Raw genomic sequence first — 16,015 nt, forward strand, 5'->3', positions numbered from 1 at the left:
GCGTTTTAGTCCCACGGCGGGGCGAGGCCCGTAGGGCGCACTTCACGACCGTTGCGTTCGAGCGCGGCGATCTGCACCATGTCGTCATCGTGAGTTCCAGCGTTTGCGCGAGCAGGTTGCTGGTCAGGTTCTCGCGCTTCGTCGAAGCGGGAATGATGGAGTAGTTCAGGCGCAGTGCCCAGGCGAGCGCCACCTGCGCGGGCGTGGCGTGGCGCCGTTCGGCAATCGCGCCGACGACCGGATCGCCGAGCACCTTGCCGTAGGCGAGCGTCATGTACGACGTCACGTGAATGCCTTCCTGCTTCAGGAACTCAACGAGCTTGCGATTCTGCAGATAAGGGCTCAACTCGATCTGGTTGGTCGCGATGTTTTCCTTGCCGACCACTGCGACAGCCTGCTTCGTCAGCTCGATATTGAAATTGGAAATGCCGATCTGTCCGGTCAGCCCTTGCAATTTCGCCTCGGCCAGTGCGCGCATGAATTCTTCGAGCGGTACGCCGTTGTTGGGCACGGGTCAATAAATCAGCGTGAGATCGACTGCGTCAGTGCGCAGCCTCTTCAGGCTCTCCTTCAGGCTCGGCACCAGCTTTTCACGCGCGTAGTTGTCGACCCAGATCTTGGTCGTGAGAAAGAGATTGTCGCGCGCGATGCCGGAAGCGGCGATCGCTTCGCCGACTTCGGCCTCGTTGCGGTAGATCTGCGCGGTATCGATGGCGCGGTAGCCGACTTCGAGGCCGTTACGCAGGGAGTCGATCACAGCCTGGCCTTGCAGGCGGAACGTGCCGAGGCCGAATGCGGGAATCTTGCGCATGTTGCTCTCCACAAAAAATGATTGGGTAACCTAATCGAAAATAGTGATTTAACGCGAGCGCCGGCTCATGACGATCCAGGACGAGGACGAGTGCAACGCCGCCAAGCGCGACGAACGCTGCAGCGTAGACCGAGGTCGCGGTCGAGCATGGCATCGTGCCTGGTGGGGCACCGGCTAGTTGGGCCACTTAGCCCGAAGCGTTCGCATGAGCGGAGTCCGGCGTTACCGCGGCTTCAACACTGTCGTCATATATTCCGTCGCGAATTCTGTGAATGCCTGCACGCGCAGCGGCAGCCGCCTTTGAACGGGATAGACGATTTGCGCGGCGAGTGGTTTCGCCTGCCATTTCGGCAAGACGCGCACGAGGCGGCCCGATATCAGATCCTCCTCGATCAGCCATTCCGGCAACACGGCCAGGCCCAGCCCCATGCGCGCGGCCTCGCGCATGCTTGTCACCCCCTCCGAGATCATCACGGGCTCGATCTGCAACGTATACGTTGCCGCGCCCGAATACAGCGTGACATCTCTCGAACCGCCGAATTGCCGGCTCGAAAGTGCGATCCACGGTAAGGCCTGGAGACTTTCCGGTTTGCTGGCGAACTTGTGATCCTTGAGGAAGGCGGGCGAGGCAACCGGATAGCGGCGGATCTCGCCCAGCGAGCGCGCCACGACGCGATCGTCAGTGAGCACGCCAGCGACGATACCCGCGTCGCAGCCCTCTTCGATCATGTGCAGCGGGCGGTTCGAATAGGCCAGCTCCATTCTCACTGCCGGGTGCGCCTGGATAAAGCTGCTGATCATCCGGCTCACCACGGACTGGCCAAAGTCGATGGTGGAGAACACGCGGATATTGCCGCTCAGCGCGCTCTGGTCGCGCCGCATGCGCTGCGCGGACTCCTCGGCTAGCGCGAGCAGCGCCTGGGCGTCGGCAAGGAATTGGTGGCCGGTTTCGGTGAGGCTCATGCGGTGCGTGTCGCGCCGCAGCAGCGCCGCGCCGCATTGATCTTCGAGCGAACGCAACTGGCGGCTCAGCGTGGGCTGGCTCAGATTCAGCTTGCGGGCCGCCGCGGAGATGCTGCCGCTCTCCACGATGGCAACGAAGGCCTGCAGCAGGCCCAGGTCGTTGAATATGGTCATACGCCGGGAGCATAACCGATATTCTGGCTATGCGGCTACCGTGGAGCGTTGGCTGGCGGGAAGATGCACCCATCGCATCACGTTGCATCACCCACCCAACCGGAACGGAGAGTCACCATGAGCACGCAAGCCAACACCAGCAAAGTCGCGATCGTCACCGGCGCTTCCCGCGGGATCGGCGCATCGATCGCCAGACGCCTCGCGGGCGAAGGCATCGCAGTCGTCGTCAACTACGCCGGCCGCGCCGCAGACGCCAATGCGGTCGTGGAGGACATCAAGGCCGCGGGCGGTCGCGCCGCGGCGATTCAGGCAGACGTGGCCGTGCCCGCCCAGGTGGCCGCAATGTTCGACCAGGCCATTACGCTCTTCGGCGGCGTGGATATCGTGGTGAACAACGCGGGCATCATGCAGCCGGGCCTCGTCAATCTGGCCGATACCGATGACGCCCTGTTCGACCGGCTCGTCGCGATCAACCTCAAGGGCACCTTCAATACGCTGCGCATTGCCGCGAAGAAGCTGCGCCAGGGCGGCCGCATCGTCAACTCTTCGAGCAGCATCCAGGCGCTCGCGCTGCCGGGCTACTCGGTGTACGCCGCCACCAAGGCTGCCGTGGAAGCGATGACCAACATCTTCGCCAAGGAACTGCGCGGCCGCAATATCACGGTGAATGCGGTCGCCCCCGGGCCTACCGCAACCGAACTGTTCCTCAAGGACAAGACGCCCGAGCAGATCGAACGCCTCGCAAAGATGCCGCCGCTCGAACGGCTCGGCCAGGCGGACGACATCGCCGAGGTGGTCTCGTTCCTTGTCGGCAACGGCGCAGGCTGGATCGACGGTCAAACGATCCGTGTGAACGGCGGCATTGTTTGATGTCCTGATCAAGCGTTTCATGACGAACAAGGAGCCCATCATGAAGAAGGTCATTGTCGTTACCGGCGCATCGAGCGGTTTTGGCCGCCTCGCTGCCGAAGCACTCGCGAGCGCCGGTCATACCGTCTACGCGTCCATGCGCGCGAGCGCCGGGCGCAACGCCCCGGTCGTCGCGCAGATGGCGGAATTTTCGCTGCACAAGGGCGTGGATCTGCGCACCGTCGAACTCGACGTGCAGTCACAGGCGTCCGTGGACGCGGGCATCGCCCGCGTAATTGCCACAAGCGGGCGTATCGATGTGATCGTCCACAACGCGGGCCACATGGCCTTCGGGCCGGCCGAAGCGTTCAGCCCGGAGCAGTATGCACACCTGTACGACATCAACGTGCTGGGCACGCAGCGGGTGAACCGCGCGGTGCTGCCGCACATGCGCGAGCGGCGGGAGGGCCTCGTGGTGTGGGTGTCGAGCAGCAGTTCCGCGGGCGGCACGCCGCCTTATCTCGCGCCGTATTTTGCGGCGAAGGCCGCCATGGATGCGATTGCGGTGCAGTACGCACGCGAGCTTGCGCGCTGGGGCATCGAAACGTCGATCATCGTGCCGGGCGCCTTCACCTCGGGCACGAATCACTTTTCGCATGCGGGCAGCCCGGAAGACAAGGGCGTCGTCGCCGCCTATGAAGCCGGCCCCTATGCCGGGTTCGGCGAGCAGATCCAGGAGGCGTTTGCCGCCATCGTGCCGCCGCAAGCCGACGTGGGCCTCGTGGCCGAGGCGATCGTCGATGTGGTCGATGCCCCCTTCGGGAAGCGGCCCTTCCGGGTGCACGTGGACCCGACCCAGGATGGCGCGGACGTTGGCTTTGCCGTACTGGACCGCGTGCGGGCGGAGATGCTGCATCGCGTGGGCCTCTCCGACCTGCTCGTGCCGCGCGGGCACGGCGACGCGTGATGCCACCGGCGGCGGGCGGCGGGGCGCGCTTACTCCGTGAGGCACTCCGACGCCTCGAGCCCGCGCAATGCCGCTTCGAACTCCTCGACAGGAATCGGGCGGCAGAACAGATAGCCCTGATACGCGTAACACCCGGCCGAGGCGAGGAAGGCGCGCTGCTCTTCGGTCTCGACCCCTTCGGCGATCACGCCGAGGCCCAGGCTGTGCGCGAGCGCCACGATGGTGCGGGCGATCGCGGCGTCGTTCGGGTCGACGAGGACATCGCGCACGAAGGATCGATCGATCTTCAGTTGAGCGAGCGGCAGGCGCCTCAAATACGAAAGCGACGAATAGCCGATGCCGAAGTCGTCGAGCGCGAAGACGACGCCGTTCGCCTTGAGCGCCTCCATCTTCTCGATGATCTCCTGCACGTTGTCGACCAGCACGCTTTCGGTCAACTCGAGCTTGAGCCGGTCCGCTCTTGCGCCAGTCTGTTCGAGCGTGGCCAGCACGCTTTGCACGAAGTCGGGCTGGTGCAGCTGCTGCGCGCTGACGTTGACCGCAATGGTCAGATGCTCCGTGTCGGGCTGCGTGGCCCAGCGCGCCAGCTGGGTGCAGGCCGCGCGCAGCACCCAGCTGCCCAGCTCGGCGATGAGCCCGGTTTCCTCGGCCACGGGAATGAAATCGGCCGGGTACACGAGCCCGCGCAGCGGATGACGCCAGCGTACCAGCGCCTCGACGCCGGTGACCCGGCCGCTGTCGATCTGCATCTGGTAGTGAAGCACGAACTCTTCGTTCTCGATGGCTTCGCGCAGTGCCGCTTCGAGCGCGGCACGTTCCACCACGACCGTCTGCATGTCGGGGTCGAAGAGGCGCACCGCGTTGCGTCCGCGTTCCTTGGACTTGTACATGGCGAGGTCGGCCTGCTTCATGAGGTCGTCTGTCGTCGCCTGCAAGCCCTTGAATACGGTTGCGCCGATGCTCGCCGTGCTGCGGTAGTCGATCTCGTCGAGTCGATAAGGATTCCCGAGCACGGCGAGAATCCGCTCGCCCAGGGCCTCGGCCTGGCGGGCCGCTTCGCAGGGAACGGGGTTCAGGTTCCCCACCACGACGACGAACTCGTCGCCGCCCACGCGCGCCACGGTGTCGCCCGCGGGTATGCTCGCCGCCAGGCGTTTGGCCACTTCCTGCAGCAGCAGGTCGCCCTTGTCGTGACCCAGTGTATCGTTCAGCGTCTTGAAGTGATCCAGATCGATGAACAGCAGGGCGCCGCTCGTGCCGTTTCTTGCGCTGTCGGTCAGGGCGTCTTTCAGGTTGTCGAGCAGCAGCGTGCGATTGGGCAAGCCGGTGAGCGCGTCGTAGAAGGCCAGCTCCTTGATGCGCTGGTCGGCGATCTTGCGCTCGGTGATGTCGCGCCCGCTCGTGCGGAAACCGATGAAGTCGCCTTTCGAGTCGGTAATCGGCACCCACGAGGCGCAGAGCCACATGAGCGAGCCGTCTTTGCGCACGCAGCGGAACTCCAGATTGTCGCCACGCGAGCCCAGTTGCGCGCCCCGGAACTCGGGCGCGACGTAGGAGGCATCGCCCGGATAGATCACGGTGCAGGCGAAGTCGCTCATGGCCATGCATTCGTCGACGGTATAGCCGATGTACTGCTCCACCGCCGAATTGATCCAGCGCGGCTTGCCTTCCGGCGACCACCAGATTTCCCAGTTGACCGTACAGTCCGCAATGGCGCGGAATTTTTCCTCGCTTTCGCGCAGTTCCTTCGTCATCGACGAGGCAAGACGTATCGCGCGGCTGCGGCCCGTCATCATGAGGCGCGTGAGCAGCGCGAGCAGCAGGCTCAGACCCGTTCCGGTGATTGCGATGAGCGTTGCCGCGTCGCGGCCGAAGCGCGCCTTGAAGCCGTCGCGCGCCATCAGCTTGAGCATCCAGTCGTGTCCGCAGACCACCAGATATTCGGTTGCCGAAAGATCGCTGGGCAGGTGAGGGGCCGGGGCACCCGACGTTCTGTAGAGCAACGCGTCCGGCGACGATTCCACGCCGTCGTAGATGGAGACCGAAAGGCCGGGCGGTTCCTCGCCGTAAAGGCTGGCAATGACGTCGTGCATGCGAAAGGACGCATAGACCCAGCCCACCAGCTGCGCCTGGCGTTCCGTGGCGTTTTCCGGCGCCGAGCCGCGTGCGTAGACGGGCATATACATCACGAAGCCGGGGTCGGCGGCGGGATCGGTGTCGACCGAGAGGCGCACCTTTCCTGAAATGGTCGCCATGCCGGTGTCGCGCGCCTGCTCCATGGCGCGCCGGCGCACCGGGTCGGCCCAGGCGTCGAAACCGGGCGCCGCGCGGTTGGCGCCGATATACGGCTCGCGCTGGATGATGGGTGCGTAGTTCGCGCGCGGACCGTCGGGCTGGATCGAGTAGCCCGGCACGCCGCGCTGCTGCATGGCCGTGATATGTGCGGCCTTTTGCGTTTGCGGCACCCACGCGACGATGCCGATGGCCTGGATGCCAGAAAAGTTGGCGTCGAGAGTGAGTGTATTGACGTACGCCCGGAACGCGTCGCGATCGACCTCGCCGGTGGCGGCAAAGAGGCTCTGCACGCCGCGCAGCAACAGCTGGTAAGTGCCCATGCGCTGTTCGATGCGGCTCACGACGTCGCCGAGTGAGTAATCGAACTGCGTCAGCAGTTCGTGGCGAGCCGCTTCCCGCTCGTGGTTCCAGAGCGTCCAGGTCACGCCGAGCGCGGCGGCGAGAACCAGTAGCGGGAGCAGAACGAGGCGCGTCCGGGTCATGGCGGCGTCTAGAAGGGGACCATCGAATCGGCGAGGTCAGGCTTGAAATACTTCGTGAAGATGCGCCGCACCGTGCCGTCCGCGATCATTTCGTTGACGAGGGCGCGCCACTTGTCCCGCTCCTCGGGCGAAAGCGCCTTCTTCGACATGATGAGTCCATGCGGAATGGGTGGATCGTCGAACTCCACGATATTGGTCACGCTCCGAATCTTCGCTTCATCGATGGCGGGATAATCGAACGGCTCGATGATCATTCCCTGAATGCGGCCAAGGATCAGCGCCTGGTAAAGCGGCTCGAGGCCCCCGGCCTGACTCACGCGGTTTTCGGCCGAGAGCGAATCGACCAGCCGGTTGGCCGACTCGCTATAGCGGAAGCTGCGGATCACGCCGAGCTGAAACTTGTCGTTGTGCTCGAAATCGGCCAGTTGATGAATGCCTGAATCCTTGCGAACCAGCAGATAGTACTTGTTGCTGAAGTACCAGGCAAAATCCGCGTATTGGTTGCGCTCCTCGTTGGCAATGCCCGACAGACTGAAATCGAGCGCGCCCGATTCGATGAGCTTCCAGATGCGTGCGCGCGACATCAGGCTCACGCGAATCTGGCAGCCGCTGCGCCGCGCGAGGGCGTCAGCGAAGTCCTTGTCGATTCCCGTGTCGGTGTCGACGGAGTAGAGCAGCCCGTGATCGTGTAAGGCGAGCGTAAATGAGCGCGAGCAGTCGGGGCCCGCGGCAACCGCGGTGCCAATGCAACCGAGCGCGAGCAGCAGGCCGCCAAGGCAGGTTCGAATCACAGCGTCTCCGTTGCGTGTCAATGGCCCGATAGCGGTGCACTGGGCGGAAAACAGACTTCACGTCTTATCGGCAGCGTGCTTCAATTCTTGAGACAATTCCAATTGTTTTTTTTGCACGCTTTTCGTGCGGGCGCTGGGGTGTTCAGGTGGGACGATTGCCCGTGCCCGCCAAAGCGCAGAGGCCAAAAAAAAGCGCCGGCGCAAGGCCGACGCAATTTTCAAAACGGGTTCGTGTAAGGAGGGCCCAGCCGGAAGGTGGTGGAAGGTGGCCCTCGCAACGGACGATCTAGCCGATTCGCATAACGTTCAGTTCTCTTCCACCGGGTCGCGGTTCAGCATGCTTTGCGGAATCGACAGAATCAGAACGCAACTCACGAGCAGACAGGCGCCCAGCGCATAGGTGCCGTTGTTGATGTCGCCGGTCAGGTCCTTCGCCACGCTGGTGATCATGGAACCCGTGAAGCCGGAGAGATTGCCGACCGAGTTGATGAGCGCAATACCGGCCGCCGCGGCCGTGCCCGAGAGAATCTGCCCTGGGAACGTCCAGTAAATCGGCATGAGCCCGAGGATCGCGCAGGTGGCGATCGTCAGGAATACGATCGAGAGCGGCACGTTGTGCGCGAAGAGTGCGCTCAGAATCAGGCCGACGCCGCCGATACAGGCCGGAATGGCCGCATGCAGGCGGCGCTCGCCCGTCTTGCGCGAGTGTGACGCATTCCAGATCATGGCGACGACGGCGCTGAGATAGGGAATGGCGGTCAGCAAGCCGATGTTGAACGTGCTCTTCACACCGGAAGCCTTGATGATGGAAGGCAGCCAGAATGCCAGGCCATAGAAGCCGGTATTGAAGGTCAGCAGGATGAACGTCAGCAGCCAGACACGCGGGCTTTTCAGCGCTGCCACGGCGCTATGCGTTTTTTTCGCGCTTTCCTGTTCGAGATTCTTTTGCAGCACGGCTTTTTCGGCGGCGCTCAGCCATGTCGCCGACTGAATGCCGTCGCCCATGCGCAGCAGCACCACGAAGGCGACGAGAATCGAAGGAATGCCCTCGAGCAACAGCATCCACTGCCAGCCGCCCAGGCCGAACAGTCCATGCGTGTTTTCCATCAGCCAGCCCGAGATAATGCCGCCGAGCGTGAGGCTCACCGGAATGGCGATCAGGAACCCCGACATCGCGACGCTCTGGCGACGCGCCGGAAACCAGTAGTTCAGGTAAAGAATGATGCCGGGGAAAAACCCCGCTTCGCAGACGCCGAGCAGAAACCGCAGGATGTAGAACATCGTCGAGGTCTGCACGTGAAAGAAACTCGCGAGCGGCGCGATAAAGGCGAGCGACGAAGACACGATGCCCCACGTCACCATGATGCGCGCGATCCAGAAACGCGCGCCATAGCGATGCAGGAGCAGATTGCTCGGCATCTCGAAGAGGAAGTATCCCCAGAAGAAAATGCTTGCGCCCACCGCATAGATACTGTCGCTCAAACCGAGCGAATCGAGCATCTGCAGCTTGGCAAAGCCGACGTTTACGCGGTCGAGGTAGGCGACGACATAGCACAGAAGCAGAAGCGGCAAGATGCGCTTCAGTACCTTGCGGTACAGCCGTTCTTCGGCTTCGTTGACGGCGGCCGGCGAGTCCGCAATCTGGGTCAGGGTTGGCATGGGATGTGTCTCCTTTCACATATGCCTTTGAACGCTCCCGGTACTGGGGAGGCGATTCCACGAGCTTCGTGGTGTGCTTGCTGGATCTCTGCGCTGGCTGTGAACAGCGCATTGTTTGTTATCGGTAACACAGCGGGCGCTAAATTAGCATGAGACGAGGCGCCACGGCAAGTCGGTCGCCAGCGCCGAAGTCGGGAAAACGCGTGGTCTCACCTGGTGCACAGGGCGCGTGCAAAGTGCTAAGATCCAGAAATGTTACCGATAACAAATGGCGCGGACCTGCGTGCCACATCGTCGAGACAAGGAACAAGCAAGTGAGTGATATGACCCAGCCCAACGCACGGCGCCTGCGCAGCCAGGAATGGTTCGACGACCCGGCCCATGCGGACATGACCGCGCTCTATGTCGAGCGCTTCATGAATTACGGTCTGACCCGGGAAGAACTGCAATCGGGCCGCCCCATCATCGGCATTGCGCAAACGGGGAGCGATCTCGCCCCTTGCAACCGTCACCATATCGAGCTGGCGGCCCGCACGAAGGCGGGCATTCGCGACGCGGGCGGCATCCCAATGGAATTTCCGGTCCATCCGCTCGCCGAGCAGAGCCGCCGGCCCACGGCAGCGCTCGACCGCAATCTGGCCTATCTGGGTCTCGTCGAAATTCTTCACGGTTTCCCGCTCGATGGCGTGGTGCTGACCACGGGCTGCGACAAGACCACGCCTGCTTGCCTGATGGCCGCGGCAACGGTCGACATGCCCGCCATCGTGCTGTCGGGCGGCCCAATGCTCGACGGCTGGCATAACGGCCAGCGCGTCGGGTCGGGCACGGTCATCTGGCATGCGCGCAATCTGCTGGCAGCAGGCGAGATCGACTACGAGGGCTTCATGGAGCTCACGACGGCCTCGTCGCCCTCCATCGGCCACTGCAACACGATGGGTACGGCGTTGTCGATGAACAGCCTCGCCGAAGCGCTGGGCATGTCGCTGCCCGGCTGCGCCAGCATTCCGGCCGCTTACCGCGAGCGCGGCCAGATGGCGTACGCAACCGGCAAGCGCATTGTCGACCTCGTGCGCTATGACATGCGGCCTTCGCGCATCATGACGAAAGAGGCGTTCGAGAATGCCATCGTCGTGGCCTCTGCGCTGGGTGCGTCGACCAACTGCCCGCCGCACCTCATCGCGATCGCGCGGCACATGGGCATCGAGCTGAGCCTCGAAGACTGGCAACGCGTCGGCGAACAGGTGCCGCTCATCGTGAACTGCATGCCGGCAGGCGAGTATCTGGGCGAGAGCTTCCACCGCGCGGGCGGCGTGCCCGGCGTGCTGCGCGAACTCGATCGCGCGGGTCTCGTGCATCGCGAATGCCTCACGGTATCGGGCCGCACCATCGGCGCCATCGCCGACGGCACGCCCGAGCCCGATCGCGAAGTCATCAGGACAACCGATGACCCGCTCAAGCATGGCGCAGGCTTCATGGTGCTCTCGGGCAACTTCTTCGACAGCGCGATCATGAAGATGTCGGTGGTCGGCGACGCCTTCCGGCAAACCTATCTGAGCGAGCCGGGTGCGGAAAACACCTTCGAGGCACGCGCCATCGTGTTCGACGGTCCAGAGGACTACCATGCACGCATCAACGACCCGTCGCTCGAAATCGACCAGCACTGCATTCTGGTGATTCGCGGCACCGGCACGGTCGGCTATCCCGGCAGCGCCGAAGTGGTGAACATGGCGCCGCCGGCGGAACTCGTGCGCCAGGGCATCACGTCGCTGCCCACGCTGGGCGATGGCCGACAGAGCGGTACGTCGGCGAGCCCGTCGATCCTGAACATGTCGCCCGAGGCGGCGGTGGGCGGCGGCCTCGCGCTGCTGCAAACAGGCGACCGCATTCGTGTGGATCTGAACGCGCGCAGCGTGAACGTGCTGGTCGACGAAGCCGAGCTGGCGCGCCGCCGCGAGACGGCGCACTTCGAGGTGCCGCCTGCACAGACGCCCTGGCAGGAGCTTTACCGCAAGACGGTGGGGCAATTGTCCACGGGCGGATGCCTCGAACCCGCCACGCTTTATCTGAAAGTGATCGCCGAGCGCGGCAACCCGCGCCATTCGCATTAACCGGACACTCAACTGGACGCACCATGACCTCGAACACCCCCTCAAACTGGCTTCCCGGCGATGTCGGGCAGGCGCTGCTCGTTGGCCGCGTGTGGCGCAAGGCAGGCGAGCATGAAGGCCCCTCCGTCGTGCTCGTGCGCAACGGCGAAGTCATCGATATCACGGCCAGCGCGCCGACCACCGCGGATCTGTTCGACCGCGAGGACCTCGCGCAATTCGCGCGCACCGTGAGCGGCGAATCGCTCGGCCCGGTGGAAAAGCTGATCGAAGCGAATCTGCCCGGCAGCGGGGAGCCAGCGCTGCGTCTGCTCGCGCCCAACGACGTGCAGGCCATCAAGGCCTGCGGCGTGACGTTCGCGGTGAGCCTGATCGAGCGCGTGATCGAAGAGCAGGCGGGCGGCGATCCCGCGAAAGCGCAGGAAGTGCGCGAAACCATCGCGGCCACGATCGGCACCGATCTCTCGAAGATCAAGCCGGGCTCGGACGAAGCGATGAAGCTCAAGGCGGAACTCGAGCGGCGCGGCGCGTGGTCCCAGTACATGGAAGTGGGCATCGGGCCCGACGCGGAAGTGTTTTCGAAGTCGCAGCCCATGTCAGCGGTGGGCTTTGGCGCGGCTGTCGGCTTGCTGGCCGCTTCGGTCTGGAACAACCCCGAGCCGGAAATCGTGCTGGCCGTGAACAGCCGCGGCGAGATTGTCGGCGCGACGCTCGGCAACGACGTCAATCTGCGCGACATCGAAGGCCGCTCGGCGCTGCTGCTCGGCAAGTGCAAGGACAATAACGCCTCGTGCGCGATCGGCCCGTTCGTGCGTCTGTTCGACGAGTCGTTCAGCCTCGACACGGTGCGCAAGACGAGCGTCGCGCTGCGCGTGGAGGGCACGGACGACGACTTCGTCCTGGAAGGCATCAGCCACATGAGCGAAATCAGCCGCGATCCGGCCGACCTCGTGGCGCAGACGTGGGGCCCGCATCACCAGTATCCCGACGGCTTCATGCTGTTTCTCGGCACCATGTTCTCGCCGATCAAGGATCGCGACACGCAAGGCGGCGGCTTTACGCACCACCTTGGCGACAAGGTCACCATTTCCGCGCCGGAACTCGGCGCGCTGATCAACACCGTGCAATTGAGCACGGCTCTCGCGCCGTGGAACTTCGGCGTGCGCGCGCTCTATCGCAATCTGGCCGCGCGCGGATTGCTGTGAGCCACTGAATCGGGAAACGCGACATGAACCAGTTCGACAATTACATCGGCGGCCAGTGGGTGCGCGGCGCTACGGCATCCACCAACATCAATCCCTCCAATCTCGACGACGCGATCGGCGAGTTCGCGCAGGCAGACGACGCGCAGACGCGCGACGCCATCGCCGCCGCGCGCAAGGCCTTTGCGCAATGGTCGCTCTCCACGCCGCAGCAACGCTTCGATCTGCTCGACCAGGTGGGCAGTGTCATTCTCGCGCGCAAGGCCGAGTTGGGCCGCGTGCTGGCGCGCGAAGAGGGCAAGACGCTGCCCGAGGCCATCGGCGAGGTGGGCCGCGCGGCGCAGATCTTCAAGTTCTTCGCCGGCGAGGCGCTGCGCCTTGGCGGCGAGATCGTGCCTTCGGTGCGGCCCGGCATGACCGTCGAGGTGACGCGCGAGCCGATCGGCGTGATCGGGCTCATTACGCCCTGGAACTTTCCGATCGCCATTCCCGCCTGGAAGATCGCGCCCGCGCTGGCCTATGGCAACACGGTCGTCATCAAACCTGCCGACCTCGTGCCGGCCAGCACGTGGGAGCTCGTGAAGATCATTGCGGAAGCGGGCGCGCCGGCCGGCGTGATCAACCTCGTGATGGGGCGCGGCTCGGTGGTGGGCGAGGCGATCGTCAGCTCGCCCGATGTCGATGCCGTGAGTTTCACCGGCTCGGTCCCGACGGGCCGCGCGATCGGCGCGAAGTGTTTTGCAACGGGCAAGAAGTTCCAGCTGGAAATGGGCGGCAAGAATCCCATGGTCGTGCTCGACGACGCCAATCTCGACGTCGCCGTGGACGCCTGCATCAACGGCGCATTCTTCTCGACGGGGCAGCGCTGCACGGCGTCGAGCCGCCTCATCGTGACCGAAGGCATTCACGACCGTTTCATCGAAGCGATGAAGGCGCGCATGAAAACGCTGAAGACGGGCGACGCGCTGGCGGACGGCACGCATATCGGGCCGGTGGTGGACGACAAGCAGCTTCAGCAGGACGAGCGCTACATTGCGATCGCGCGTGAAGAGGGCGGCGAGGTGTACGGCGGCGAGCGCGTGGAAGGCGCCACGCGCGGCTACTTCCTTGCCCCCGCGCTGATCACCGGCACGACATCGCAAATGCGCATCAACCGCGAAGAAGTGTTCGGCCCCGTCGCCTCGGTCATCAAGGTGAAGGACTATCACGAGGCGCTCGCCGTGGCGAACGACACGGAGTTCGGTCTGTCGGCCGGCATCTGCACGACTTCGCTCAGTCATGCCAACCATTTCCGCCGCCATGTGCAGGCCGGCATGGTGATGGTGAACACGGCGACGGCGGGCGTGGACTATCACGTGCCGTTCGGCGGCCGCAAGGGTTCGAGCTACGGCCCGCGCGAGCAGGGCAGCTACGCTCGCGAGTTTTACACCACGGTCAAGACGGCGTACGTCAATCCGGGCGCAGTGTGACGCCGCGCGGGCGGCGTACGGAAGACGCCGCCCGCGCCGGTTTTCAGATCATGCCGTGCACCACGGAGTGGGCGAGCCGCAGCAGATCGTCGAATTGCGTGACCAGTTCGAAACACACGAGAAATGTGAATGCGGCAGCCGCCCCGGGAAAGCGCACCATCAGGCGCAGAGCGGGCTCGGCGGTCCGCTTCCTGACTGCGTCGCGCGTCATCAGCCAGGTAATCACCACGCCGATTGCGGCGCCCGCGATCAAATCCGTGGGGTAGTGATAGCCCAGATACGCACGCGGCAGGCAGATAACGAGTACCACGTATAACATCACCAGCGCGCCGACCACGCGCCATACCAGCAAGATCCCCATCGCAATCGCCACCCACAGCATGGCGTGATCGCTCGGGAACGAACTGAAGTCGGTGAGCCCGGCCGCCCGCAGCGACGACGAGGCGAAATGCAGATGCAGATCGGGATTGAATAGCGGCCGTTGGCGGAACGGCAGAAAACGCGCGAGGAGGCGTCCCACGGCGAGCGCGATCAGGCCGCTCGCCACCGTGGCGATCATCATCTCGCGCCGCCACTCGCGCCGCTCGTTCGGCTGAAACCAGATCCACCAGATGAGCGGGATGAGGAAATACCCCTTGAACGTATAGAGTCCCACCATCACCCGGATCGCATGATTGAGCAGTGGCGGCAGATCGACTTGGGTGAGGGCTCGCAGAATGACGGTATCGAAGCTGTTCATTTATTGTGGGCCATTCCGCTGACTTATTTACGAATGAGCAAGGCGGCCGGAAACGGAGGTCTCCGGCCGCCTTGGGGCCCGATGTTTCAGGCGCTACCATCGTAAGTTTCAACTCAGCGCGCATAGGTAAAGAATCGAAAGCAAGTGTAAATCGCGCTTGCTCCCGCCCTCACTGCGCCGCAGCGGCAGGCATCGTCCTGTGCGGCGTGCCTGCCGGCCCGCTGTTACGCCCCGTCACATATCGTTTCGTTTCCAAACGAACCGGGCCGCACAACCTGTCCGTTATCGGGCATGACCCCACACGTTTCGGGCGATTTGCCCGGTTTCATCGCCTAGCCAGGCAGCAGGGAGCCGCTGCGCAGCGGCGTCGCGCCCGCCACCCACGCCACTTCCATCCCCGCCGTGGCGAAGCGCGTGCGTTGGCGTGCGTACAGCATGCCGGTCACGGAGCTCGTGATCGTGACGACGCGATCGGTCAGCGGATCGACCACATCGGCAATCGGCTGACCCGGTTCGACCCTCACGCCAACCGGCGTGCGGAACACGAGCACGCCGGAGGCCGGCGCAATGAGCGTTTCGGCGCCCGCGAACGGCGTGGCCGCGTATTCGAGCGCAGGCAGCGGCGCGGGCGTGCCCTCGATCACACCGCGATGCGTGAGGTAGTTGATGATGGCGTTCGCGTCGCGTTCGGCGAAGTCGTAGCTCACGTCTGCCTGGCCGCGCAACTCGATCGTCACGGACACCGCACCGTTGGGAATCGGAAAGCGTTCGCCGTAGCGCTCGCGCAGCGCGGACCAGCAGAAGCTGTGAATCTCGTCGAAGGGATTGCCGTCCGAATTGAGCGCGAAGAGCGACGCCTTCGCTTCGAGATAGCGCGCGAGCGGCTCGACATCGGCCCACAGGTCGGGGTTCGTGTAGAGATGCATCGCACCTTCGAAGTCGCAATGCAGGTCGAGCACGACATCGGCGTCGTACGACAGGCGCTGAAGCGCAAGACGCTGCGAGCCGAGTTCCGTGGTGGGCGTCTGTTCGTCGAGCGCCTCGCGCATCGCAGCGCGCACGACGGCCACGTTCTGCTGTGCGTCGCCGCTCAGGCGAGAGCCGACACGCGGGAGCACGAGTTCGGCGAGGTCGTGGAAGTGGCGGTTGAAGTTGGCCGCGGTGCCGCTTTCGAAACGGCCGAGCAGCTGACCGAGCAGGCGCTGATTGAGGCCGATAGGATTGGGCACGGGCACGACGACGACCTCGCCGCGCAGCTTGCCTGCGGCTTCGAGCGCGGCAAGGCGTTGGCGCAGGGCCCAGGCGACGAGCATGCCCGGCAGTTCGTCGGCGTGCAGCGACGACTGGATGTAGATCTTCTGTGCGCCGGTGGGGCCGTAGTGGAAGCTCGTAAGGTGCCGCGCGGTGCCGAGCGCCGGCGAAATGAGCGGATGGGTCTGGATCTGCATGATGGCGTGAGGACGGAAGTTACGGGCGGCGGAAAGGGCAAAAGGCGCGGGAGTGTCCCGC

General features: G+C 64.2%; 11 protein-coding genes and 1 pseudogene. 5 read left to right on the forward strand and 7 right to left on the reverse strand.

Annotation, left to right across the window (positions count from 1 at the left end; translation table 11 throughout):
• Positions 1–5: 5 nt before the first annotated feature.
• Together dkgB and ACOJB8_RS21090 are read right to left on the reverse strand one after the other, a co-directional pair.
• A pseudogene (gene dkgB, locus ACOJB8_RS21085) lies at positions 6–811 on the reverse strand (2,5-didehydrogluconate reductase DkgB).
• A gap of 222 nt (positions 812–1,033) precedes the next feature.
• Positions 1,034–1,948, reverse strand: coding sequence for a LysR family transcriptional regulator (locus ACOJB8_RS21090; RefSeq protein ID WP_368604709.1), 915 nt, complete (start codon positions 1,946–1,948; stop codon positions 1,034–1,036).
• A gap of 117 nt (positions 1,949–2,065) precedes the next feature.
• Here ACOJB8_RS21090 and ACOJB8_RS21095 point away from each other — a divergent pair, with 117 nt between their 5' ends.
• Both ACOJB8_RS21095 and ACOJB8_RS21100 read left to right on the forward strand, forming a co-directional pair.
• Positions 2,066–2,818, forward strand: a complete 753-nt coding sequence (locus tag ACOJB8_RS21095; RefSeq protein ID WP_368617372.1) for an SDR family oxidoreductase — start codon at positions 2,066–2,068, stop codon at positions 2,816–2,818.
• Between the two features lie 40 nt (positions 2,819–2,858).
• Positions 2,859–3,764, forward strand: a complete 906-nt coding sequence (locus ACOJB8_RS21100; RefSeq protein WP_069262445.1) for an SDR family oxidoreductase — start codon at positions 2,859–2,861, stop codon at positions 3,762–3,764.
• A gap of 29 nt (positions 3,765–3,793) precedes the next feature.
• On the opposite strand, the gene ACOJB8_RS21105 is transcribed toward ACOJB8_RS21100, so the two are convergent.
• From ACOJB8_RS21105 to ACOJB8_RS21115, 3 genes are all read right to left on the reverse strand, one after another.
• The gene (locus tag ACOJB8_RS21105) at positions 3,794–6,541 is read right to left on the reverse strand and encodes a bifunctional diguanylate cyclase/phosphodiesterase (RefSeq protein WP_475014028.1); all 2,748 of its coding nucleotides are present in this window, start codon (positions 6,539–6,541) and stop codon (positions 3,794–3,796) included.
• A gap of 8 nt (positions 6,542–6,549) precedes the next feature.
• Positions 6,550–7,332: a substrate-binding periplasmic protein gene (locus ACOJB8_RS21110; RefSeq protein WP_069262347.1), complete on the reverse strand. Its 783-nt coding sequence runs from the start codon at positions 7,330–7,332 to the stop codon at positions 6,550–6,552.
• A 306-nt stretch (positions 7,333–7,638) separates the two neighbouring features.
• Positions 7,639–8,991: an MFS transporter gene (locus ACOJB8_RS21115; protein ID WP_368604706.1), complete on the reverse strand. Its 1,353-nt coding sequence runs from the start codon at positions 8,989–8,991 to the stop codon at positions 7,639–7,641.
• A 323-nt stretch (positions 8,992–9,314) separates the two neighbouring features.
• Here ACOJB8_RS21115 and ACOJB8_RS21120 point away from each other — a divergent pair, with 323 nt between their 5' ends.
• The 3 genes from ACOJB8_RS21120 to ACOJB8_RS21130 are packed head-to-tail and all read left to right on the forward strand — an operon-like array spanning position 9,315 to position 13,767.
• Complete coding sequence (locus ACOJB8_RS21120; protein ID WP_342948370.1) at positions 9,315–11,099, forward strand: IlvD/Edd family dehydratase; 1,785 nt, start codon at positions 9,315–9,317, stop codon at positions 11,097–11,099.
• A 23-nt stretch (positions 11,100–11,122) separates the two neighbouring features.
• Positions 11,123–12,301, forward strand: coding sequence for a fumarylacetoacetate hydrolase family protein (locus ACOJB8_RS21125; protein ID WP_342948310.1), 1,179 nt, complete (start codon positions 11,123–11,125; stop codon positions 12,299–12,301).
• 23 nt (positions 12,302–12,324) lie between these two features.
• Positions 12,325–13,767, forward strand: a complete 1,443-nt coding sequence (locus ACOJB8_RS21130; protein ID WP_342948309.1) for an aldehyde dehydrogenase family protein — start codon at positions 12,325–12,327, stop codon at positions 13,765–13,767.
• 43 nt (positions 13,768–13,810) lie between these two features.
• On the opposite strand, the gene ACOJB8_RS21135 is transcribed toward ACOJB8_RS21130, so the two are convergent.
• Both ACOJB8_RS21135 and ACOJB8_RS21140 read right to left on the reverse strand, forming a co-directional pair.
• Positions 13,811–14,506, reverse strand: coding sequence for a phosphatase PAP2 family protein (locus ACOJB8_RS21135; RefSeq protein ID WP_475014030.1), 696 nt, complete (start codon positions 14,504–14,506; stop codon positions 13,811–13,813).
• 332 nt (positions 14,507–14,838) lie between these two features.
• Complete coding sequence (locus ACOJB8_RS21140) at positions 14,839–15,954, reverse strand: succinylglutamate desuccinylase/aspartoacylase family protein (protein WP_475014032.1); 1,116 nt, start codon at positions 15,952–15,954, stop codon at positions 14,839–14,841.
• Between the last annotated feature and the right edge of the window lie 61 nt (positions 15,955–16,015).

This window comes from Paraburkholderia sp. BR10141 (assembly GCF_056155635.1).